A 20,671-nucleotide genomic window follows, 5' to 3' on the forward strand; every position below is an offset into this window, starting at 1 on the left:
ACCTGGGCCAGCGGGTTGCGGGACAGGTCGCGCTCCGGGACCAGCCGCTCCACCAGGTACTCGAACGGCACGTCCTGGTGGGCCATCTCGTCCACGGAGGCGGCGCGGACGCGGTCGACCAGCTCGGCGAAGGTGGGGTCGCCGGCGAGGTCGGTGCGGGTGACGACGGTGTTGACGAAGAACCCGACGAGTTGCTCGGCCTCGGCCAGGGGCCGGCCGGCGACCGGCTGGGCGACGGCGACGTCCTCGGTGCGGGCGTGCCGGCCGAGGACCGCGCTGAACGCGGCCAGCAGGGTCATGTGCAGGGTGGCGCCCTGCCGGGCGGCGACGGCCCGGGCGGCGGCGACGGCGACGGCGGGCAGCCGCCAGGTGACGACACCGCCCTCGGCGGAGGCCACGGCGGGGCGGGGCCGGTCGAGCGGCAGGTCCAGCGGGGGGAGCCCGGCCAGCCGGTCCCGCCAGAAGGCCAGCCGCTGCTCCAGTACGGCGGGCGTGAGGGCACGGCGCTGCCAGGCGGCGAAGTCGGCGTACTGGACGGGGAGTTCGGGCAGGGCGGGCTGCCGTCCCTCGGCCAGGGCGGCGTAGGCCGTGGTCAGTTCGGTCCACAGCAGGCCGTGCGACCAGCCGTCGGTGGCGATGTGGTGCACCGTCAGCGACAGGACGTGGTCGTCGGCGGCGAGCCGGAGCAGGCGGGCGCGCAGCAGCGGCCCCTCGGTGAGGTCGAAGGGGCGCGCGGCCTCCTCGCCGGCCAGCCGCTCGGCGTCGGCCTCGTCGGCGGCGTCGGTCACGGGGACGGGCACCGGCTCGGGCGGCAGGACGACGGCACCGGGGACGCCGTCGTGGTCGGCGAAGACGGTGCGCAGGGTCTCGTGCCGGGAGACCACCAGGGACAGGGCGCGGCCGAGGATGCCGGCGTCGAGCGGGCCGCGGACGCGGACCGCCGTACCGAAGTTGTAGAAGGCGCTGTCCGGCATCAGCCGGTCGAGGAACCACAGCCGCTGCTGGGCGAACGAGAGTGCCAGCGGCCGGTCCCGGGGGACGCGGGTGATGCCCGCCGGTGTCGCGCCTTTTCTCGCCGTGCGCTCCCGGAGCCGGTTCAGTGCCGAGTCCAGTCCCGGCCGTCGCGAGCTCCCCTGCGTCATCCGGCTGTCTCCCGCTCCTCGTCGGCGTCGGTGAGTCCGTGGGCGCGCATCATGCCCGCCAGCGCGCGGTGGGTGCCGGACTCGCTTGCTTCGAACTGCTCGGCCACGCGCCGCCGCATCGGCGTGGGCTTCTCCTGGCTGAGCTTGAACATCGTCTGCACGGACTCGACCCGCAGGGTGAACGCGCCGACTCCGGGCGCGATCTGCCGGAAGTAGTCCAGGGAGGACTCCTGGTCCCAGCCGCGCCCGAAGCGCCCCTCCAGCCGCCGGGCGGTGTCGGAGACGATGTCGAGCACGTCGGCCGGTTCGGCGGTGGGCTCCACCGTGCCGGTCACGTGGACGGCGGTGAAGTTCCAGGTGGGGGCCGCGGGTGTGACGTCGTAGACGGTCGGCGAGACATAGCCGTGCGGGCCCTGGAAGACGATGAGGGCCCGGTCGCCGGAGCGCATCCGGCGCCACTGCGGGTTCTCGACGTTCATGTGGCCGATCAGGGTGGAGCCGGCCAGCGGGACCGTACCGGCGGCCACGGCCTCGGCGTCGGCCCCGTCGGGTCCGTGCCGGAACAGCACCGGCGCGTGGGTGGCCACCGGGACGCCCTCGTGCGCGGTGACGACCAGGGCCAGCGGGTGGTGGTGCAGGAACGCCAGGACGACGCCGTCGCGGTCCTCGCGGTACAGCGGACGCTCGTACACTTCAGCCCCTGTTCCCGGCCACGGCCTTGGTTCCGGCGGTGCGGTCCGGGTCGCGCCGGCCGCCGATGATGGACTGGGCGATCTCGCCCGCGCGGACCGCCACCATGGACAGCAGGGTGGAGGCGATGCCGTGGGTCGCCTCGGTGGCGCCCTGGACGTAGATGCCGCACCGGAAGTCCCCGGTGGTGCTGAGCCGGTAGTCGCGGCCGATGAGCACCTGTCCCGCCGCGTCCCGGCGGAGGGAGCCGGCGACGCCGCCGAGGAGTTCGGCCGGGTCGGCGGAGCGGTACCCGGTGGCGTACACGACGAGGTCCGCGTCGAGGTCGGCGTGCTCGCCGGTGGGCAGGAACTCCACGCGTACGGCGGCGGTTTCGCCGCGGGGTTCGACGGACACCAGGCGGGAGGCGTTCATCACGCGCAGCCGCGGGGTGCCGGTCACCTTCTGCTCGTACTGGCGGCGGTAGAGGCCCTGGAGGACGTCCTCGTCGACCACGGCGTAGTTGGTGCCGCCGTGGTAGCGCATGATGGCCTGCTTGACCTCGGGCGGGGCGAAGTAGAAGTCGTCCACGGCGGCCGGGTCGAAGACGCGGTTGGCGAAGGGGCTGGAGTCGGCGACGCTGTAGCCGTAGCGGGAGAAGACGGCGCACACCTCGGCCTGCGGGTAGCGTTCCATGAGGTGGGCGGCGACCTCGGCCGCGCTCTGGCCGGCGCCGACCACGACGGCCCGCCGGGGCGGCCGTTCGTCGAACGCGGGCAGCCGGTGCAGCAACTGGGAGCTGTGCCAGACGCGTTCACCGGTCTCGGCGCCCTCGGGGAGCCGGGGGCGCAGGCCGGAGGCGATGACGAGGTTCCTGGTCCGCGTGACCACCCGGTCGCCGGCGAGCACGTCGAGCGCGACGACCTCACCGGCGTCGGTCACCGGCCGCACGCCGGTGGCCTCCACGCCGTACTCGACCATGTGGCCCAGCCGGTCGGCGGCCCACTGGAGGTAGTCGTGGTACTCGATCCGCGAGGGCAGCAGGGTGTGCTGGTTGATGAAGTCGACCAGCCGGCCCTTCTCCTGCAAGTAGGAAAGGAAGCCGAAATCACTGGTCGGATTGCGCATGGTGGCGATGTCCTTGAGGAAGGACACCTGGAGGGAGGAACCCTCGATCAGCATTCCCCGGTGCCAGCCGAATTCCTTCTGCTTCTCCAGGAAAAGGGCCCGGTCGCCGGCTCCCGATTCATGGAGCGCTACCGCCAGGGCGAGATTCGCGGCACCGAATCCGATTCCGGTGACGTCCCGTACTTCTGATTCCGGGCTGTGCTGCGCAGTGGGGGCGTGTCCTGCGAGCCGGGTCATATATCAACCACCAGGAGTTTCTCAATGGATGTGTCGTCGCAGGACGCCCAGAATTCACCCGCGACGTCCTCCAGATGAGCGAGGGAGCGCGCGCTGTAAAGGGTGGTCTGGTACTGGGTTATGTCGTAGTCGACGTGGACCATGTCGGCGATGTCCAGCGGCCGGATGTCGGCGGAGCGGAAGTGCTCAAGCTCGCCGTAGGAGGAGACGATGCTGGCGCCGTAGGCCCGCGGGCCGTCGGCGGCGTCCAGCAGGCCGCACTCGATCGTGAACCAGAACGTCTTGGCGACGAACTGGACGGCTGTCTCGGATTCGACCCTGCGCACGGCCTCGCCGGCCAGGCGGTACAGCGCGGCGAACCGGTCGTCGGCCATGGCGCTGCCATGCCCGATGACCTCGTGCAGGATGTCCGGCTCGGTGGAATAGAACGGCGTCGCGCCGTCGCGGAGGTACTGCGTCGAATGGAAGTAGCGGTCGGCCAGCGAGCCGCAGAACAGGGCGAAGGGGACGACGCCGGCCGCGGGGCGGAGGCGGAATCCGGTCAGCCCGTGCAGCCGGTCGGACACGTCCCGCAACTGCGGAACGCCCTCTCCGGTCACGTCGAGCCGCTCCGCGGCGGCCAGGAACTCGGGCGCGGCCAGATGCCGGTGCCGCTCCGCAAGCCGCTGGGACACAAGACGCCACAGTGCGTGCTCGGCGTCGGTGTATTCGACCTCCGGAATCGGGTCGCCGACTGTGTGGTCCGCGGCGAGGGCGGCGATTTCATCACGCCGCTTCCGATAGGCCGACGACTCGTCCGTTAATCCGGACCCAGCCGATTCGATATCCACCCCGTCCCCCGCCGTGGTCATCGGCAGGAGCTGCTCTGAATTGCGATGCGGTTCGAACGTGCTCATATCAGCCTTCCCCCGTCTGGCCGAACCATGTGGAACCCTACACGCCGCCTGCGGCACCCTGCAAGAATCATCCGACTGTCCGCTTTGTGAGGTTTACGCCCGTTTACTCGGACATGATCAACAAGCACTTCGGAGGGGCGTGTATTACGGAGGCTTTATATCCCCTGATAACACTCATGAACCGATCGTCATGCAATCGCGCGTGACCGTTGCTTGACGCGCTGTATTTATCTCCTTAGACTGCGTGTCTATATCTGGACGACAAGTCGAATGGAGGTCGGCGTGGACGGGGACGGTACGGACGAGCACCTCATCCGGGAGGCCGAGAAGATCGCCGTCGCGCTGGGCCGCATGTTCCCGGGCCTGTGCGAGGTGGTGCTGCACGACCTGCGGGATCCGGATCACGCCATCCGCGCGATCGAGAACAACCTGTCGGGACGTCAGGTGGGCGACTCGGCCACCGAGTTGGGGCTGGCCCGGATCGCCGACCCGCAGTACCCCAGCGTCATCCAGAACTACCCCAACCGCTTCCCGGACGGCCGGCCGGCGAAGAGCACGTCCATCGGCATCAAGAACCCGGCCGGCGAGTACATCGCGGCGCTGTGCCTGAACCTGGACGTGTCCGTGCTGTCCCCGGTGACCCTCGCGTTGTCCAACCTCGTGGCCACGGACACCGAGCACCGCGAGAAGCCGCTGGAGACCCTGCGGGACCGCACCGCGCGCGAGTTGCGCGAGGCGGTGGAGGCCCGGGCCGCGGAGCGCGCCGCCACTCCCCGCTCGCTGAGCAGGGAGGACAAGAAGGCCCTCGTACGGCAGTTGCAGCGCGACGGCTACTTCGACTCGCGCGACGCCGCGCAGACCATCGCGGACCTGCTCGGCGTGTCCCGGGCCACGGTCTACAACTACGCGAAGTGAAGGGGCGCTTGCCCATGACCACTGCCTCCCTCCCCGGTTCGCCCTCCCCGGCCGGTGCCTCGTCCCCCGTCGGGCGGACGCTGGCCGATCCGGACACGCCGTTCGCCGTCGTGGACGTACGGCGGTCCGGCGCAACGTCGCGCGTCTGCGGGCCCGGGCGGAGCGCCTGGGGGTCGCCCTGCGCCCCCACGTGAAGACGGCCAAGAGCCTCGACGCCGCCGCCCTCCTGCACGACGGCTCCCCCGGCCCCGTCACCGTCTCCACCCTCGCCGAGGCGGAGGCGTTCGCCGCCGCCGGTCACCGCGACATCACCTACGCCGTCGGCATCGAGCCGCACAAACTCGCGCGCGTCATCGACCTGTCGCGTCGCGGCGTCACCGTGCGCGTCCTGCTGGACAGCACCGAGCAGGCGACGTTCGTCGCCGCGGCGGCGCGGGAGGCGCGCGTCGCCCTCCCCGCCCTGATCGAGATCGACTGCGACGGCCACCGCGGCGGCCTCGAACCCGACGCCCCGGGGCTCCCCGGGATCGCCCGCATCCTGCACGACGCGGGCTGCCTGGACGGCGTACTGACCCACGCGGGCGAGTCGTACTTCTGCGGTACCGCCGAGGCGCGGCGTACGGCGGCGCGCGCGGAGCGGGATGCCGCGGTCGCCGCGGCCGAGCGGCTCCGCGCGGCCGGCCTGCCCGTGCGCACCGTCAGCGTGGGCTCCACGCCGACCGCCCACGCCGCCGACGACCTCACCGGGGTCACCGAACTCCGCGCCGGCAACTACGTCTTCTTCGACCTGGTGATGGCCGGTCTCGGCGTCTGCGGCCTGGACGACCTCGCCCTGTCGGTCGTGGTCACCGTCATCGGACACCGCCCCGAGCACGGCTGGATCCTCACCGACGGCGGCTGGATGGCCATGTCCCGCGACCGCGGCACCGCCGCCCAGCCGCAGGACCAGGGCTACGGCCTGGTCACCGACCTGGACGGCACCCTGATCCCGGACGTGGTGATGACCGCCGCCAGCCAGGAACACGGCACCCTCAGCGCCCGGAACGGCGCCGCCCTGCCCGACCTGGCCATCGGCACCCGCCTGCGCATCCTGCCCAACCATGCCTGCGCCACCGCCGCCCAGCACCACGGCTACCACGTCGTCGACGGCACCCGCGGCCCGGCGGCTTCCGCGCCGGTGATCACGGCATACTGGCCGCGCGTCACCGGCTGGTGAACCGTCTGCCGCCCCGCTTCCCGCCCCTCAAGGACCTTTCAAGGACACCCATGGCCACCGCCGCACTGCCCGTCTCGTTCGCCGACGTCCGCGAGGCCGCCGCCCGCCTCCGGGGCATCGCCCACCGGACCCCGGTCCTCACCTCCCGCACCCTGAACTCTTTGGTCGGAGCGGAGGTGTTCATCAAGGCCGAGAACGTCCAGCGGATGGGAGCCTTCAAGTTCCGCGGTGCGTACAACGCCATCGCCCAACTGCCCCCGGAGCAGCGGGCGAAGGGCATCGCGGCCTACTCCTCCGGCAACCATGCCCAGGCCACCGCGCTCGCCGCCCGGGAACTGGGCACCACGGCCGTCATCCTGATGCCCGAGGACGCCCCGCGTTCCAAGAGGGAGGCGACCGCCGGCTACGGCGCGGAGGTCGTCACCTACGACCGCTACACCCAGGACCGCGCCGCGCTCGCCCACGCCCTGGCCGAGGACCGCGGGCTGACCCTGATCCCGCCCTACGACCACCCTCATGTCATCGCCGGCCAGGGCACCGCCGCGCTGGAACTCCTGGAGGAGACCGGCCCGCTGGACGCCCTGCTGGTGCCGGTCGGAGGCGGCGGGCTCATCGCGGGCAGCGCCACCGCCGCCGCGGCGCTGCACCCGGGGATCCGTGTCATCGGCGTCGAACCGGAGGCGGGCGACGACACCAAGCGCTCCCTGGAGGCCGGTACCCGGGTCACCGTCCCGGTGCCCCGCACCATCGCCGACGGCCAGGCCCTGGCCACCCCCGGCGAGATCACCTTCCCCATCAACCAGCGTCTGGTCGACTCCATCGCCCTCGTCAGCGACGACGAGATCCGCACCGCGATGCGCTTCGCCTTCGAACGCCTGAAGACGGTCCTGGAACCCAGCGGTGCCACGCCCCTGGCCGCCCTGCTCGCCGGACGCGTCGAGAACCCGCCGCGGCGGATCGGTGTCATCGCCTCCGGCGGGAACATCGACGTCGACCGCTTCATCGCCCTCACGCAGCGCCCGGAGCGAGGGTGACGCGGCTGTAGTAGTCGGTGCCGAGGACGCGGTCCCGGGCCTCTTCCGGGAGCCGGGAGAGGATCCCGGGCAGCGCGCGCTCCCGCTCCACCTGGCTGCGGTGCGCCAGGATCGCGGCCCACTTCCGGTCCCGCCACGGCCGGACGTCCACCGTCTCCGTGACGTGCGCGTCCGGCACGCTCAGCACGGACTTCCCTGCCAGACCCAGCAGTTCGCCCAGCTCGGCGACGCCCGCGTGCGGGTGGGTGGCCAGCTGGACCGCTCGGGGCTGCCACGGCTCGCCCGCCTCGGGATACAGCTGTCCGAGCCCGGCGGCGGTCACCGCGAGCAGCACCATCCGGTGGGTGTGCCGGTGATCGGGATGCCCGGTCAGCTGCCCGTAGGCGTCATGGGTGACGACGGTCCCGGGCCGGACCTCCCTGATGTGGGCCACGAGGCGTCCGACGGCCTCGTCGAGGGGCACCTCGCACCACCGTGACCGGCCGGGAGCGGAGGCCGGGACGCGGTGGTCGGCATAGCCGAGCATCCGCGGGGGCTCGCGGACGCCCAAGGCCGCGACGGCGTCGGCGAGTTCGCCGGCACGGGGAGTGCCGGGCGCCCAGGTGGCCGTGACGACGGCCGTACGACCGCCGGCGGCGGCGTGCCGGGCGAGCACGCCCCCGGCGAGCAGCGCCTCGTCGTCCGGGTGCGCGAAGACGCCGAGCAGGCTGGTGGGCACGGTTTCCTCCGTCGGTCGGTTCCTCACCGCGGGTCCCGCTGCGCGGCGCCCGCGTCGACACCGGGGACGACGCGGAGTCTGTCGGTGGCGGGGTCGTAGCCGATCCCGTCCTCCGGCTGCTGGAAGTGCACGGCGAGCCGTGCGCCGGCCGCGTAGGCGTCGAGGCCCGCCCGGCAGTAGGCCACCATGCCGGCGGGCAGGCCGTCGAGGCGGGCCCAGCGCATCGCGTCGCACACCGCGGGCTCCGCGATCCGTGGCTCGCCCCGCCACCGCCGGACCTCGAAGAAGAAGCCGGTCCGGGAACGCCCGCCGGGGCCGCGGTGGTGGACGGTGACGGCGGCCCGGACGTCGGCCGGGTCGATGACGACGCCGGTCTCCTCACGTGCCTCGCGGACCAGGGCGGTGACGACGTCCTCGTGCGGGCCGTCCAGGTGGCCCGACGGCAGATGCCACAGCCCGGCGGCGTAGACCGGACCGGCCCGCCGTGACAGCAGCACCTCGGACCCTCCGGCGGTCTCCCGTGTCAGGATCAGGTGCACGTCCAGCGGCTCCCGATGCCGCTCAGGGCCGGAGCCCGTCCGCGGCTCAGCGGCGGTCATCTCCCTCACCACCCCATCTCCGTGTACAGCCGGCCGGCGCGGATCCCCTCGACAGCGGCGCGCGTGTACGGGACGACCGGCTCCGGCAGGCGGTCCGGCCGCCACCACCGCCAGTCGAGGCACCTGTCGGGCTCGCGCACCCGCGGGGTGCCCTGCCAGCGGCGGACGCGGAACACGAGCTGGACGCGCGGCGGCGCACCGGGGTCGTCCAGGAGGTGCACGGCGTGCGCGTACTCCGCGTCGGCCGGGTCGATGACCAGGCCGGCCTCTTCCCAGGCCTCCCGGACCAGGCACCCGAGGGCCGGCTCGCGCTCACAGTGCCCTGCGAGGAAGTGCCAGGTCCGGCCGGCGTAGGAGCAGTCGGGATGACGCAGCCCGAGCAGCACCCGCCCCTGTGCGTCCTCCAGATACAGATGCACCCCGATGACGTGGGGCGCGGTCCGCGACGGCTGGTCATCGGGCTGCACCACCGTGGCCCCCTTGAACTCGACGGTCGTCCGGTGACGTTCCTCAGGCACAACGAGCGGGCCGCACTCTCGAACACACGTGTTTCGGACAGACCGCGGCCGGCCGAGACACCGCGGTCGCGGCCGGCTCCTCCCGCGCAGCCGCGCACCCGCGCACCGGACGCCCCCGGTGTCGTGACGTGCCGCCCGGGTACCCGTCACCCCTCCGGAGGCGTGCCGCTTCCGGAGGCGGAGGACGAAGCGATCGACAGGAGTCGGAGGGTCGGAGTCATGTCCGCGTCGGCACGATCCGCTGCGCCGGATCCCCGGGAACGCCGCCGTACCGCCGCCCGCTCCGCACGCCCGCGCAGCAGGGCCCCGGAGACCGGCGACGATCCCGATCTGCTGGGCCAGTACCTGGCCCAGATCGCCGCGACGCCGCTGCTCACCGCAGACGACGAGGTCCGGCTGGCCGGCCGTATCGAGGCCGGTGTGCGGGCCGCCGAGGAGCTGGAGCGGGCCGAGGCCGGCGAGCGCGGGCTCGCGCCGCGGCGGCGCCGGGAGCTGGAGGCGGCCGTCCGGGACGGGTGGCACGCCAAGGACCGCATGATCCGGGCCAACCTGCGGCTGGTGGTGTCGATCGCCAAGCGGCACGCGCACCGGGGTGTGCCGTTGCTCGACGTGATCCAGGAGGGCAACCTCGGCCTGATGCGCGCCGTGGAGAAGTTCGACCACACCAAGGGCTTCAAGTTCTCCACGTACGCGACCTGGTGGATCCGCCAGGCGATCGAACGGGGCCTGGCCCAGCACGCCCGCAATGTGCGGCTGCCCATGCACGTCGTGGAGGAGTTGCAGAAGCTCGCGAAGGCCGAACGGCGGCTGCAGCTGCGCCTGGGGCAGGAGCCGACGGACGACGAGGTCGCCCGCGAGAGCGGCTTCGCCGAGAGCCGTGTGGCCTGGCTGCGCCGGGTCGGGCGGCAGACGATCAGCCTCGACACGCCCGTGGACGACACCGGCGAGACCGTGGTCGGCGACCTGATCCCCGCCACCGACGTGCTGCAGGCTCCCGAGGTGGCCGAGTACCGGGCGCTCGCCGAGGACCTCAGGGACGCGCTGGGTCTGCTGGCGCCCCGTGAGGCCATGATCCTCAGTCTGCGCTACGGACTGCACGACGGGCAGACCCGTACGTTGCAGCAGGTGGCGGACCAGGTGGGACTGACCCGGGAACGCGTGCGCCAGCTGGAGAAACAGTCCCTCACCCGGCTGCGGGCCCCGGAGACCGGCGAGCGGCTGCTGGAATGGGCCGGCTGAGCGGTCGTGGCCCGGGCCCGCGCCGGGTACTCCGGAAGGCATGGCCGGTATGGAACTCAGGAGCCCCGCGTTCAGCGATCACCGCATGATCCCGCGCCGTCACGCCCATGACGCGGACAACGTCTCCCCGCCGCTCACCTGGTCCGGCGTCCCCGACGAGGCGGAGGAACTGGTGCTGCTGTGCGAGGACCCGGACGCGCCGTCCGGGACCTTCGTGCACTGGCTCGTCACCGGTATCGATCCCCGCGCCGGGGGCCTGGAGGCCGGTGAGACGCCGCGGGGCGGCCGGCCGCACCGCAACGGCTTCGGGGAGCGCGGCTGGGGCGGCCCGCAGCCCCCGGCCGGCGACGACGCGCACCGGTACTTCTTCCGGCTCTACGCCCTTGCGGAGCCGGTCTCGCTCCCGGACCGCGTCACCGCCGACGACGCCCACGCCGTGCTCGACCGGCGGCAGCTGGCCAGCGGCACCCTCGTCGGGCTGTACCGGCGCTGACCCCGGCCAGGGGTGCCCCTCAGGGCTCGACCCGCGCCACCAGCAGGGCGACGTCGTCGTCGCCCCCGGGCGGGCGGAGCGTCTCCAGGACCCAGTCGCAGGTCTCCCCCAGGCCCTGGCCGGCCGTCGCGGTCAGGGCGTCGAGGAGGGTGCCGAGGCGGGCGTCGATCGGATCGCAGCGGGTCTCGACCAGGCCATCGGTGTAGAGCGCGAGCTGATCGCCGGGGCGGAAGGCGAACTCCGTCGTCTCGAAGGCCGTACCGCCGACCCCCAGCGGCACGCCGGACGGCAGGTCGAGCAGCCGCGCCGGCCGGCCGGACCGGACGAGGGCCGGGGGCAGATGACCGGCGAGACTGATGCGGCACTGCCCCTGCTCGGGGTCGTAACGGCAGTAGGCGCAGGTGGCGATGGTGTGCTCGACGTCCTCGGTCAGGCGGTCGAGCTGCCGGAGCACCTCCGCCGGATCGAGGTCGAGCCCGGCGAACGCGCGGGTGGCGCTGCGCAGCTGGCCCATGCTGGCGGCGGCGTTGATGCCGCTGCCCATCACGTCCCCGACGACCAGGGCGGTCCTGTCCCCGGGCAGGCGCATCGCGTCGAACCAGTCACCGCCGATCTCGCTGACGGCTCCGGCCGGCAGATAGCGGCAGGCGATCGCGAGGCCGGGCAGGCGGGACGGCAGCTGCGGCAGCAGCCGGCGCTGGAGGGTGAGGGCGGTGTTGCGCACGCTCTGGTACCAGCGGGCGTTGTCGATGCAGGTCGCGGCGCGGCCGGCCAGCTCGCAGGCGAGGAGCGTGTCGTCGTCGTCGAAGGACGCGGGTGTGCCGATGCGTTCGAGGCTGAGGGCGCCCAGGACCTCTCCGCGGGCCAGGAGCGGCACGGCGAGGTAGGAGTGCACGCCCGTCCTCTCCAGAACGGAGGCGGCCTCGCTGGTGCGGGCGATGCGCCGTAGATCCTGGCGGGTGGTCTCGGCGACCAGTACCGGCCGGCGGGTGCGCACGCACCGGGTGAGCAGGCGGTCGCTGTCGTAGCGGGCGAGTTCTCCGGGCGGGTCGGCGACCCGCGCCGCCTCGGGGGCGTGCGCCGCGGCGACGGCTGCGGCCCGGAAGCGGGCGGGGCCGGTGACCGACGGGGTGCGCCCGCGCAGCACGCTGTCGAGGACGTGGACGGTGGCGACGTCGGCGAGGTCCGGTACGACGACGCCGGCCAGCTCGTGCGCCGTCTGCTCCACGTCGAGGGTCGAGCCGATGGAGGCGGAGGCGCCGGCGATCATGGCCAATCGGTTGCGGGCCCGGGTCGCCGCGATCATCGCCTCGTGGCGCTCCGTGATGTCGATGACGGAGGTGGCCACGCCGAGCACCCGGCCGGCGGCGTCCTCCAGCCGGTGGATCGACACGGACCAGGCGTGCTCGCGGTGCGGATCGAAGGTGGGGCGGCCCACGACGTACCGGTCGGTCACCGGCTGCCCGGTCTCCAGCACCCGGCGCAGACGGCCTTCGATGGCCTCGGTGTCCAGGAAAGGCAGCACGTCCTGGACGCGCCGGCCGAGATGGTCGGCGGCGGAGCGGCCGTGGATCCGTTCCAGCGCCGGGTTCACGGTCAGGTAGCGCAGGTCCGGATCGAGGATGGCCAGTCCGATCGGGGACTGGGTGACCAGGCGTGCGGAGAGGGCGACGCCCCGCTCGACCCGGGCCACGGTCGCCTGGTCCACGGCGAGTCCCAGGGCGTAGGTGTCACCGAGGTCGTCGAGCAGGCGCATGTTGCGGAACTCGACCAGCCGGGTGCTGCCGTTCTTGTGGCGGACCGGGAAGGCGCCGGCCCAGTCGGTCCCCGACTCCATGACCTCGGCGAACAGCGCGACGACCTCGTCCCGGTGCTCCTCGTTGACCAGCAGTTGCACCGCGTACCGGCCCAGCGCCTCCTCGGCGGTGTAGCCGAACAGGTCCTCCGCCTGGGGGCTCCAGAACACCACCCGCCCGTTCGTGTCCAGCACCACCGCGGCCACGCTCAGCAGATCGAGCAGGCCGGTGGGCGACGTGCCGGCACCCGCCAGGGGGCGGCCCCGGCCGGGTCGCGTGGTGTCCGTGCTACCCATCCCCGTGCTCCTCTCCCACTCGGTGGGAGCACACGCCGTGCCGGCGCCTTGCGGTCCTCATCCTTCATAGTCACCGGGATCGCGGCGGTGTGCCTCGCGACGGCCGGGTCGAGGCCCGGCGCGGCCGTACTCCGCGTGTACCCAGGAGGGCCCGCTGTTGCTCGTCCGCGGGCGTCCGCGGGCCTCGGCGTGCCCCTGCGGGCGTCCGCGGGCGTCTGCGGGCGTCGTGTGCGTCTGCGGGCCGGGCGGCCGTGCGCATCCCGGGGCCGTGGAGTTGCGGAAAAAAGCCGTTTCGGCACCCCCGCCGGATGATGTGCCGCCCGGGGCCGCCTTGGTCAGACTGGGGACGGGGACGTACGACCGCACGGCACCAGCGGGAGAACGGTCACTGATCATGACTCAGCCGACAGACAGCAGCCTCCGCACGGCGGGGCCGGCCCCCGGAGCGACGGGCCGGGCGTCGTTCGTGGTCGACGACGAGGGCGTCGTGGTGGCGTGGCCCCCGGACGCCGAGGAACTGCTGGGCCATCCCGCGTACCGGGTCCTCGGCCGGGCGGCGAGGGAGCTGGTGGTCACGGACGCCGTGGCGGACCCGGCGGACGCCGATGTCGTGCTGCGGCACCGGGACGGCCACCACGTCGGCTGCACCGTGCGCGTCGTCGCCGAGCACGGCGCGGACACGGTGCCGCGCTGGAGGGTCCGGCTGACGGCGAGCGCGCGCGGGGCGTCCGACGCCGTCGACCGGGCGCTGCTGGAGGCGCTGTTCACCCGGTCCCCGGTCGGCCTGTTCGTGCTGGACCCGCAGCTGCGCCTGGTGCGCTGCAACGCCGCGGCGGAGGGCATGCAGGGCACCCGGGTGACCGAGGGGCTCGGACTGCGGCCCACGCAGGCGTGGCCCGACTTCAGCGCCGAGGCGGCCGAGCGGGTGATGGCCGAGGTGCTGGAGACCGGCCGGCCGGTGCTGTCCTTCGAGAAGCGCGGCCGTCCGCCCGCCGACCCCGGGCGGGAGCACGTCTATGCGGCGTCCGTCTTCCGGCTGGAGGACGACGACGGCCGCGTCCTCGGGGTCGCCGACGTGGTGGTCGACGTCACCGAACGGCACCGCGCCCGGCAGCGGCTCGCGCTGATGGCCGAGGCCGGTTCCCGGATCGGGGGCAGCCTGGACGTGCTGGACACCGCGGGCGAGCTGGCCGGCCTGCTGGTGCCGGGGCTGGCCGACAGCGTGGCGGTGGATCTGCTGGAGCCGGTGCTGGCCGGGGAGGAGGTACCGCACGGGCCGGGCGAGGCCGGCCGGGACCTGCGGCGCGCCGCCTCGCGCACCATCCGTACCGGCGTCTCCCCCGGCGCCTACCGGGTCGGTGAGGTCAGCAGCTACCCCGCCGCCGCGCCCGCGGCACAGGTCCTCGTCGACCACCGGCCGCGGCTGGTGCCCGTGGTCGAGGAGGACAGCGCGTGGGTGCGCGCCGACACGGTCCGCGGCCGGCGGATGCGGGAGGAGCGGGTGCACTCGCTGATGGTGGTCCCGCTGCTGGTCCGCGGGCGGGCGCTGGGTCTCGTCGCGCTGTACCGGTGGACCGATCGCGGCGCGTTCCAGAGGGACGACCTCACTCTGGCCGAGGACCTGGCCGGCCGCGCCGCCGTGGCCCTGGACAACGCGCACCGCTATGCGCGGGAACGCAACGCCGTGCTGTCCCTGCAACGCGGTCTGCTGCCGCAGCGCCTGCCCGCCGCCGACGCGGTGCAGGCGGCGCACCACTGGGTGCACTCCGGTGCGGGCGGCGACTGGACGGACGTGATCACGCTGCCCGGGGCCCGGGTGGCGCTCGTGGCGGGCAGCACGCCCGGCCGGGGTGTGCGGACCGCTGCCACGATGGGGCGGCTGCGGACCGCCGTGCACACGCTGGCCTCCCTCGAACTGGCACCCGACGAGGTCATGGCCCGGCTGGAGGACCTGGTCCGGCAGATGGACGCCGAGGCCGCCGGTGCGCCGGCCGCCGGCCCCGTCGGTGCCACCTGTCTCTACCTCGTCTACGACCCCGTCACCTGCCGGTGCAGCGTCGCCACGGCCGGCCCGGCGGGGCTGGCGCTGGTCGCCGCGGACCGCACCGTGACCTTCCCCGACGTCCCGGCCGGGCCGCCCCTCGGCCGGCCCGGGCCGCCGTTCGCGAAGGCCACGCTGAGCCTGCCGGAGGGGAGCCGGCTGGTCCTGTTCACCCCGGGGCTGTTGCAGGCCTTCTCCGGGGACGCCGGGCACCGGGCGCTGACCCGCGAGCTGGCCGAGGCCTGCCCGTCCCCGCAGGATCTGTGCCTACGACTCACGGAGCGGCTGGTTCCGCCCGATCCCCCGGAGGACGCCGCGGTCCTGGTGGCCCGCACCCGGCCCCTCGACCCCGCCCGTGTCGCCACCTGGACCCTGCCGGCCGATCCGGCGGCCGTCGCCACCGCCCGCTGCCTGGCCTCCCGGCAGCTGAGCGCCTGGGACATGGAGGACGAGGCGTTCGCCACCGAACTGATCGTCAGCGAGCTGGTCACCAACGCCATCCGCTACGCCGAGCCCCCCGTGCAGCTGCGGCTGATCCGCGACCGGACGCTGAGCGTCGAGGTCTCCGACGGCAGCAGCACCGCACCGTATCTGCGGCACGCCCGCACGACCGACGAGGGCGGGCGCGGTCTGCTGCTGGTCTCCCAGTTCGCGCAGCGGTGGGGAACGCGTTACGAGGACCGCGGCAAGACGATCTGGGTCGAGGAGCCGGTCGCGTCGGCGGTCTGACCTCGGCGGGGTGCGTCAACTGCCTCAAGGGACACGGAGCTTGACGCGCGTCCGGCGCAGACGGCCGCGCCCTGCGTCCTCGGCGCACTCGGGGGTGCCCGCCGGAGAGGCCCCACGATCACCGCACCGCCCACCCGGCCCCGGCCGAGGCCGCGCGGGGCCGGCACGCGAGCCCCGCCTTCGAACCCCTCGCGGATCACTTCCCCCGGGCCCGCGCGCCTCGCGCCGCCGACGGCGCGGTGGCGTCGGCGTGATGGCGTCGGCGTGGTGGCCAACCGGCCCTGCCCCCGGGCATGATGCGGTGACGAGGCGGGCGCACGGCGGGGGAGCCGATGGTCGGCGAGGTACGGCGGGGCGAGGACGGCGCGGGCGCGGCGGCACGGCAACGGGAGCTGGCCGAGGCTCTTCAGGAGGCCCACCGGCTGCTGGACGACCCCTCGGGCCGGCCGCCCGCCGAGGCGCTGGTCGCGATGACCGACCGGCTCGGCCGCCTGGAGACCGAGCTGGCGCAGCACGGTGAGGACTTCGCCGGCTGCTTCGTCGTCCGGGGTCTGGTCCTCGGCGCGTACTGCCTGAACAGGGGCGAACGCACCTCGTCCGGTTCCGGATCCGCGGAGCGGACGGAAGCGCTGCGGCGCCTGCGGTGGACGGATCGGCACGGACCGACGGACAACCCGCTCGCCGTGCAGGCCCGCATGATGCTGGTGTTCCTGCTCGCCCCCTGGGCCCTGCCGCGCGGCGACGGCACCACCACCGTCCTGCGGGACGCGTTGCTCACCCCCGGCCAGGGAGAGGACCTGCTGACCGAGTCGGTGCGCCGGGATCTCACCGAGGCCAAGGAGGTCGTCCACCGGATCGCCGAGGCCCCGTTCGACGCGGAGTTCCAGCAGCGGACCGCAGACGTCCAGCAGGTCCTGGAGCGGATGCTGGCCCCCGGCCTCCTCTCCTCCGGCACGACGGCCGAGGCGGTGGCCACGGACCCGGCCGCGCCCGACGGGGAGCGGGACGCCTTCCACCACCACCTCACGGCGGGCGGGCTGGCCCCGCCCGACGCCCTGCGCGCCGCCCAGTCGTGGATGCTCGATCCCCACCGCAGGCTCCCTTTCCCGCTGGACGAACCGCTGCGCCACGAGGCCGCCCGCTCGGACCTGCACCAGCCCCATCACTGGGCGGCCTTCACCCACCAGGGCAAACCGGCGCCCGCGTGGCGGAGTTGAGGGACGGGGCCGTACCGCGGTGCCCGAGCCCGAGGAGAACGCGCGCCCCCGCAGCCGTACAGGATCACCGAAACCGCTGGAGGATTCCGTGGACCGCAAGCCCCGACGCCCCGTTCACCGCATACCGGCCGCCGCCGCGCTCGCCGTCGCCGTGGCGGTCGGCGCGGCGCCGCCGAGCGCCACCGCGGCCGGCCGCGCGGCCGGCACCGGACCGGGCGCGGCGCGTGTGCCGCTGCGCGTGGCCACCTACAACATCCACGCCGGGGCCGGCCAGGACAACGTCTTCGACCTCGATCGCACGGCGGCGGCGATCCGCGACCTCGACGCCGATGTGATCGGCCTTCAGGAGGTCGACGTGCACTGGGGTGCGCGGAGCGACTTCGCCGACGAGGCGCGGGAGTTGGCCGGGCGGCTGCGCATGCGGGTGTACTTCGCGCCGATCTACGACCTGCCCCCGGCCACGGCGGACGGGCCGCGACGGCAGTACGGGGTCGCCGTGCTGAGCCGCCGTCCGCTGCGCGACGCGCGGAACCACGAGATCACCCGGCTGTCCACGCAGACACCCGATCCGGTGCCGGCCCCCGCGCCGGGCTTCGCCGAGGTGACGGTCAAGGTCGGCGGCACCCTCGTGCACGTGTACACGACCCACCTGGACTACCGTACGGACCCCTCGGTCCGGCGGGCCCAGGTCGACGACATGCTGGCGGTCCTGGCCGAGGACCCGGGCCCGAAGGTGCTCCTCGGCGACTTCAACGCCGAGCCGGGCGCCCCAGAACTGTCGCGGCTGTGGGGCCCGTTGGCGGACGCCGCCCCGAACGGCGGGAAGACCTACCCGGCGGTCGGCCCGGTCAGGCGGATCGACCTGGTGGCCGTCTCCCCGGACGTCACCGTCACCGGCGCCCGCGCGTGGGCGACCGCGGCCTCCGACCACCGTCCGGTGGTCGCCGACCTCCTGCTGCGCCGCCCCGGCCGCTGACCCCGTCCGACGGAAACACCCTTTACGTGCTCCTGACAATTCAGGATTCCCGTGGCACGCTGCCTGACGCACGTCCTTCCGCACCGCTCTTCGTTCCCCCACCCTGCCCGGGCCCGACCGGTCCGGGCACGGCAGAAGGAGACCTGCGTGAGACGCCATCGCACCGCCGCGGGCATTCTGTTGGCCGTCGGAGCCCTGTTCACCGGCGGCCTCGTCCAGGCCGGAGCCGCCGACGCCGCGCCGTCGGCGCCGTCCGCCCCCTCGGCCGCGACCCACACCGCCTCGGCGACCGCACAGCACAAGGCCCGCGCCTTCTGGACCGCCGAGCGCATGCGCAGCGCCACTCCCCTCGATCTGCTGCTGACCGAGCAGGCCGCCCGGAGCCTCAGGTCACCGCAGGCGCACGGACGTCCGGCCACCGTCGCGCCCACGCCCGCCGCCTCCGCCGCCTTCCCGCAGGCCGGCGGTCCCTGGACCGGCGGCGGTGCCGTCGTCGCCACCTCGGGCCGGGTGTTCTTCACCTTCCAGGGCCGCACCGCCTCCTGCTCCGGCAACGCGGTGACCAGCCAGAACGCCAGCACCGTCATCACGGCCGGGCACTGCGTCAAATACCAGGGCAGCTGGCACACCAACTGGGTCTTCGTGCCGGCCTACGCCAACGGCAACGCGCCGTACGGCCAGTGGACCGCGGCCAAGACCCTCACCACCCCGCAGTGGGAGGCCGGCGAGGACATCAACCACGACATCGGAGCCGCGGTCGTCTCCCCCCTGAACGGCAAGACCCTCACCTCGGTCGTCGGCGCGCAGGGCATCCAGTTCAACGGCGGCTACAACAAGCCGATGTACGCCTTCGGCTTCCCGGCCGCGTCGCCGTACGACGGTACGAAGCTCATCCACTGCAGCGGCAACAGCTCGAAGGACTTCCTGTTCTCGCAGGACCACAGCCTCGGCTGCAACATGACGGGCGGCTCCAGCGGCGGCCCCTGGTTCACCGGCTTCGACGAGGCGTCCGGCACCGGTCTGCAGGTCTCCGTGAACAGCTTCGGCTACACGTTCCTGCCGAACCGGATGTTCGGCCCGTACTTCGGTGACGTGGCCAAGGCCCTGTACGACAAGGCGCAGGCTTCGTAAGCACCTCGCACCCCCGGCCGGGCCCGGCGTCGAGCGATCGGCGCCGGGCCCGCTCGCCTACCGCCCGGTCACGCCGCCGACTTCTGTTGCTAATGGGATCCATTTTCATGTAGCGTCCTGCCTGCCCATCTCATTCAGGAGGACCCCATGGCCGTTCCGAAGCGGAAGATGTCCCGCAGCAACACCCGTCACCGCCGCGCGCAGTGGAAGGCGAGCACGCCGGCCCTCGTCCCGGTCACCGTCGACGGCGTCCCGCACCTGGTGCCGCAGCGGCTGGTGAAGGCGTACGAACGCGGACTGCTGCGCCCCGAGGGCTGAGCCGCCGGGCCGCCGGGCCGCCGACGGGGATCGGCGGGTTCCTGACCGGCGTGGGCACCACCGGACGGACCTGGGGCGTGGCCGAGTTCCTCCGCCAGGTGGCCCGCAGGACCGTGCCGGGCGGTGAGCCGGCCGTCAGCTCAGCCCCGGCCTGCCGAACAGCTCCGCGTAACCGGCCGGCAGCTGGGACAGCAGGTGGTTGACCTCCCCGCCGGACACCGCGTCCGCGACCGTGGACAGCACCGCGCTGGCGTCCCACTCCGCGGTCCGCGGGCGGGCGCCCGTCTGCTCGGCCACGCGCCGCAGGAACTCCTCGCGGCCGAGGGACTGCGGCCCCGTGCTCTCCCGGTGCAGCACGTCGTCCAGGGGAGCGGGCAGCTGGGCCGCCAGGTCGTCGGCCTCCTCGGGGGTGATCCGGGTGGCGAGCACGCCCAGCACCGCCGTACTGATCTGCTCGGCCTCCTCCTGGCTGCGGTACTCCCCGCGATCCCGGACCTGAGCCAGAAATTCCGCCAGCTTCACGGTGCCCTCCTGCTGTCCGTCCGCCGCGGTCCGCGCCCCCTCCTGTTCCGGCTCCGGGTGCCCTCCGGGCGGGGAGGGGAAACAGCCGCCGGCCGCCGCGGACGCGGGTGTGGTGCGGTGTGCCGTCGGGTACCCGGCCGCGGCGAACGGGTGGAAGGAGCCGACAGCGCATGCAGTTCCATGACCGCAGGCACGCCGGGCGGGAACTGGCCGCGCGGCTGCGCATCCAGCAGGAGAAGGGGGCGCTCGCGCATCCGGTCGTCCTGGCCCTGCCCCGGGGCGGCGTGGTGGTCGCCCGCGAGGTCGCCGACGCCCTGGAGGCGCCCCTCGATGTACTCGTCGCCCGCAGGATCGGGGCACCGTCCCAGGAGGAGGTCGGCGTCGGCGCGCTGGCGGGCGACGACCCGCCGCTCTTCGACGAGGAGGCCCTGGGCCGGCTGGGGCTGAGCGAGGACGACCTGGCGGAGGCCGTGGCGCGCGAGCGGGCCGAGGCACGGCGCCGGGAGGACCTGTACCGGCAGGGCAGGCCGGCTCCCGAGCTGCGGGGACGTACCGTGATCGTCGTGGACGACGGTCTGGCCACCGGCGCCACCGCGCGCGCCGCGCTGCGCCGGGTGCGCCGCCAGGAGCCCGAGCAGGTGGTCCTGGCCGTACCGGTGTGTTCGCCCGAGGCGGCCGGTCTGCTGCGCGGGGAGGCCGACGACATCCTCTGTCTGTACCGGCCGGGTGCCTTCATGGCCGTGAGCCAGTGGTACGAGAGCTTCGAACAGCTCACCGACGAGGACGTGTCGGAGGCGTTGCGGGACCGCTGAGGCACGGTGACCGCCGCGTCCGTGGCGTC

Annotated in this window: 19 protein-coding genes and 1 pseudogene; 11 read left to right on the top strand and 9 right to left on the bottom strand. The window is 73.7% G+C overall.

The window, feature by feature from the left end; all coding sequences use genetic code 11:
• From CCN44_RS06490 to CCN44_RS06505, 4 genes are all read right to left on the bottom strand, one after another.
• The coding region (locus tag CCN44_RS06490; protein WP_244203887.1) for a condensation domain-containing protein at window positions 1-1,142 on the bottom strand (1,142 nt) is incomplete at its 3' end.
• Window positions 1,139-1,834 (bottom strand): FMN-binding negative transcriptional regulator, encoded by a 696-nt coding sequence (locus CCN44_RS06495; RefSeq protein WP_237481169.1) that lies wholly within the window; start codon window positions 1,832-1,834, stop codon window positions 1,139-1,141. The genes CCN44_RS06495 and CCN44_RS06490, both read right to left, overlap by 4 nt.
• A gap of 1 nt (window position 1,835) precedes the next feature.
• Window positions 1,836-3,176 carry a lysine N(6)-hydroxylase/L-ornithine N(5)-oxygenase family protein gene (locus CCN44_RS06500; protein ID WP_086697100.1) on the bottom strand — a complete coding sequence of 447 codons (1,341 nt, stop codon included), beginning with the start codon at window positions 3,174-3,176 and terminating at the stop codon, window positions 1,836-1,838.
• Entirely contained in the window at window positions 3,173-4,072 is a 900-nt protein-coding gene (locus CCN44_RS06505) for a phenylalanine 4-monooxygenase (protein WP_237481166.1), read from the bottom strand. Before CCN44_RS06505 ends, CCN44_RS06500 begins: the two co-directional genes overlap by 4 nt.
• Before the next feature lie 270 nt (window positions 4,073-4,342).
• Between CCN44_RS06505 and CCN44_RS06510 the strand changes: the two genes are divergently transcribed.
• The 3 genes and pseudogenes from CCN44_RS06510 to CCN44_RS06520 all read left to right on the top strand — a co-directional run bounded on the left by CCN44_RS06510 (window position 4,343) and on the right by CCN44_RS06520 (window position 7,237).
• Window positions 4,343-4,987, top strand: coding sequence for a helix-turn-helix transcriptional regulator (locus CCN44_RS06510; RefSeq protein WP_086697101.1), 645 nt, complete (start codon window positions 4,343-4,345; stop codon window positions 4,985-4,987).
• Between the two features lie 14 nt (window positions 4,988-5,001).
• Window positions 5,002-6,203: pseudogene (locus CCN44_RS06515) on the top strand (alanine racemase).
• Window positions 6,204-6,253: 50 nt separating this feature from the next.
• Window positions 6,254-7,237, top strand: coding sequence for a threo-3-hydroxy-L-aspartate ammonia-lyase (locus tag CCN44_RS06520; protein ID WP_086697102.1), 984 nt, complete (start codon window positions 6,254-6,256; stop codon window positions 7,235-7,237).
• Here the strand turns inward: CCN44_RS06520 and CCN44_RS06525 are convergent.
• From CCN44_RS06525 to CCN44_RS45915, 3 genes are read right to left on the bottom strand one after another with little or no spacing between them, the layout of a single operon-like run.
• Window positions 7,212-7,955: a PIG-L deacetylase family protein gene (locus CCN44_RS06525; protein WP_086697103.1), complete on the bottom strand. Its 744-nt coding sequence runs from the start codon at window positions 7,953-7,955 to the stop codon at window positions 7,212-7,214. The genes CCN44_RS06520 and CCN44_RS06525 overlap by 26 nt on opposite strands.
• Window positions 7,956-7,978: 23 nt before the next feature.
• Complete coding sequence (locus CCN44_RS06530) at window positions 7,979-8,554, bottom strand: NUDIX hydrolase (RefSeq protein ID WP_086697112.1); 576 nt, start codon at window positions 8,552-8,554, stop codon at window positions 7,979-7,981.
• A 5-nt stretch (window positions 8,555-8,559) separates the two neighbouring features.
• Window positions 8,560-9,024, bottom strand: a complete 465-nt coding sequence (locus CCN44_RS45915; protein ID WP_223283986.1) for an NUDIX hydrolase — start codon at window positions 9,022-9,024, stop codon at window positions 8,560-8,562.
• A 267-nt stretch (window positions 9,025-9,291) separates the two neighbouring features.
• Here CCN44_RS45915 and CCN44_RS06540 point away from each other — a divergent pair, with 267 nt between their 5' ends.
• Window positions 9,292-10,311: a sigma-70 family RNA polymerase sigma factor gene (locus tag CCN44_RS06540; protein ID WP_167403947.1), complete on the top strand. Its 1,020-nt coding sequence runs from the start codon at window positions 9,292-9,294 to the stop codon at window positions 10,309-10,311.
• 40 nt (window positions 10,312-10,351) lie between these two features.
• On the top strand, window positions 10,352-10,804 hold the full coding sequence (locus CCN44_RS06545) for a YbhB/YbcL family Raf kinase inhibitor-like protein (protein ID WP_059247582.1): 453 nt from the start codon (window positions 10,352-10,354) through the stop codon (window positions 10,802-10,804).
• Between the two features lie 19 nt (window positions 10,805-10,823).
• Here the strand turns inward: CCN44_RS06545 and CCN44_RS06550 are convergent, their stop codons facing one another.
• On the bottom strand, window positions 10,824-12,896 hold the full coding sequence (locus tag CCN44_RS06550) for a SpoIIE family protein phosphatase (RefSeq protein WP_086697104.1): 2,073 nt from the start codon (window positions 12,894-12,896) through the stop codon (window positions 10,824-10,826).
• Window positions 12,897-13,290: 394 nt separating this feature from the next.
• Between CCN44_RS06550 and CCN44_RS06555 the strand changes: the two genes are divergently transcribed.
• The 5 genes from CCN44_RS06555 to rpmF all read left to right on the top strand — a co-directional run bounded on the left by CCN44_RS06555 (window position 13,291) and on the right by rpmF (window position 19,308).
• Complete coding sequence (locus tag CCN44_RS06555; protein WP_063808515.1) at window positions 13,291-15,666, top strand: SpoIIE family protein phosphatase; 2,376 nt, start codon at window positions 13,291-13,293, stop codon at window positions 15,664-15,666.
• A gap of 332 nt (window positions 15,667-15,998) precedes the next feature.
• Window positions 15,999-16,883: a hypothetical protein gene (locus tag CCN44_RS47765; RefSeq protein ID WP_414820489.1), complete on the top strand. Its 885-nt coding sequence runs from the start codon at window positions 15,999-16,001 to the stop codon at window positions 16,881-16,883.
• 88 nt (window positions 16,884-16,971) lie between these two features.
• Window positions 16,972-17,859 carry an endonuclease/exonuclease/phosphatase family protein gene (locus tag CCN44_RS06565; RefSeq protein ID WP_086697105.1) on the top strand — a complete coding sequence of 296 codons (888 nt, stop codon included), beginning with the start codon at window positions 16,972-16,974 and terminating at the stop codon, window positions 17,857-17,859.
• A gap of 147 nt (window positions 17,860-18,006) precedes the next feature.
• A complete protein-coding gene (locus CCN44_RS06570) occupies window positions 18,007-18,990 on the top strand; it encodes a trypsin-like serine peptidase (protein ID WP_086697106.1) in 984 nt (327 codons plus the stop codon).
• Window positions 18,991-19,137: 147 nt separating this feature from the next.
• Window positions 19,138-19,308, top strand: coding sequence for a 50S ribosomal protein L32 (gene rpmF / locus CCN44_RS06575; protein WP_059247586.1), 171 nt, complete (start codon window positions 19,138-19,140; stop codon window positions 19,306-19,308).
• A 135-nt stretch (window positions 19,309-19,443) separates the two neighbouring features.
• Here the strand turns inward: rpmF and CCN44_RS06580 are convergent, their stop codons facing one another.
• Window positions 19,444-19,830: a DUF2267 domain-containing protein gene (locus CCN44_RS06580; protein WP_059254770.1), complete on the bottom strand. Its 387-nt coding sequence runs from the start codon at window positions 19,828-19,830 to the stop codon at window positions 19,444-19,446.
• A gap of 170 nt (window positions 19,831-20,000) precedes the next feature.
• On the opposite strand from CCN44_RS06580, the gene CCN44_RS06585 reads away from it, so the two are divergent.
• A complete protein-coding gene (locus CCN44_RS06585) occupies window positions 20,001-20,642 on the top strand; it encodes a phosphoribosyltransferase (protein WP_059247587.1) in 642 nt (213 codons plus the stop codon).
• Window positions 20,643-20,671 lie beyond the last annotated feature (29 nt).

The organism is Streptomyces tricolor, assembly GCF_002155905.1.
In the GTDB taxonomy this organism is placed as follows: domain Bacteria; phylum Actinomycetota; class Actinomycetes; order Streptomycetales; family Streptomycetaceae; genus Streptomyces; species Streptomyces tricolor.

Bases quoted from the DNA above. Each gene is read 5' to 3' on its own strand.
- CCN44_RS06530 (WP_086697112.1), bottom strand. From the start codon at position 8,554: ATGACCGCCGCTGAGCCGCGGACGGGCTCCGGCCCTGAGCGGCATCGG.
- CCN44_RS06520 (WP_086697102.1), top strand. From the start codon at position 6,254: ATGGCCACCGCCGCACTGCCCGTCTCGTTCGCCGACGTCCGCGAGGCC.
- CCN44_RS06555 (WP_063808515.1), top strand. From the start codon at position 13,291: ATGACTCAGCCGACAGACAGCAGCCTCCGCACGGCGGGGCCGGCCCCC.
- CCN44_RS06585 (WP_059247587.1), top strand. From the start codon at position 20,001: ATGCAGTTCCATGACCGCAGGCACGCCGGGCGGGAACTGGCCGCGCGG.
- CCN44_RS06510 (WP_086697101.1), top strand. From the start codon at position 4,343: ATGGAGGTCGGCGTGGACGGGGACGGTACGGACGAGCACCTCATCCGG.
- CCN44_RS06540 (WP_167403947.1), top strand. From the start codon at position 9,292: ATGTCCGCGTCGGCACGATCCGCTGCGCCGGATCCCCGGGAACGCCGC.
- CCN44_RS06505 (WP_237481166.1), bottom strand. From the start codon at position 4,072: ATGAGCACGTTCGAACCGCATCGCAATTCAGAGCAGCTCCTGCCGATG.
- CCN44_RS47765 (WP_414820489.1), top strand. From the start codon at position 15,999: ATGGTCGGCGAGGTACGGCGGGGCGAGGACGGCGCGGGCGCGGCGGCA.
- CCN44_RS06550 (WP_086697104.1), bottom strand. From the start codon at position 12,896: ATGGGTAGCACGGACACCACGCGACCCGGCCGGGGCCGCCCCCTGGCG.
- rpmF (WP_059247586.1), top strand. From the start codon at position 19,138: ATGGCCGTTCCGAAGCGGAAGATGTCCCGCAGCAACACCCGTCACCGC.
- CCN44_RS06545 (WP_059247582.1), top strand. From the start codon at position 10,352: ATGGCCGGTATGGAACTCAGGAGCCCCGCGTTCAGCGATCACCGCATG.
- CCN44_RS06500 (WP_086697100.1), bottom strand. From the start codon at position 3,176: ATGACCCGGCTCGCAGGACACGCCCCCACTGCGCAGCACAGCCCGGAA.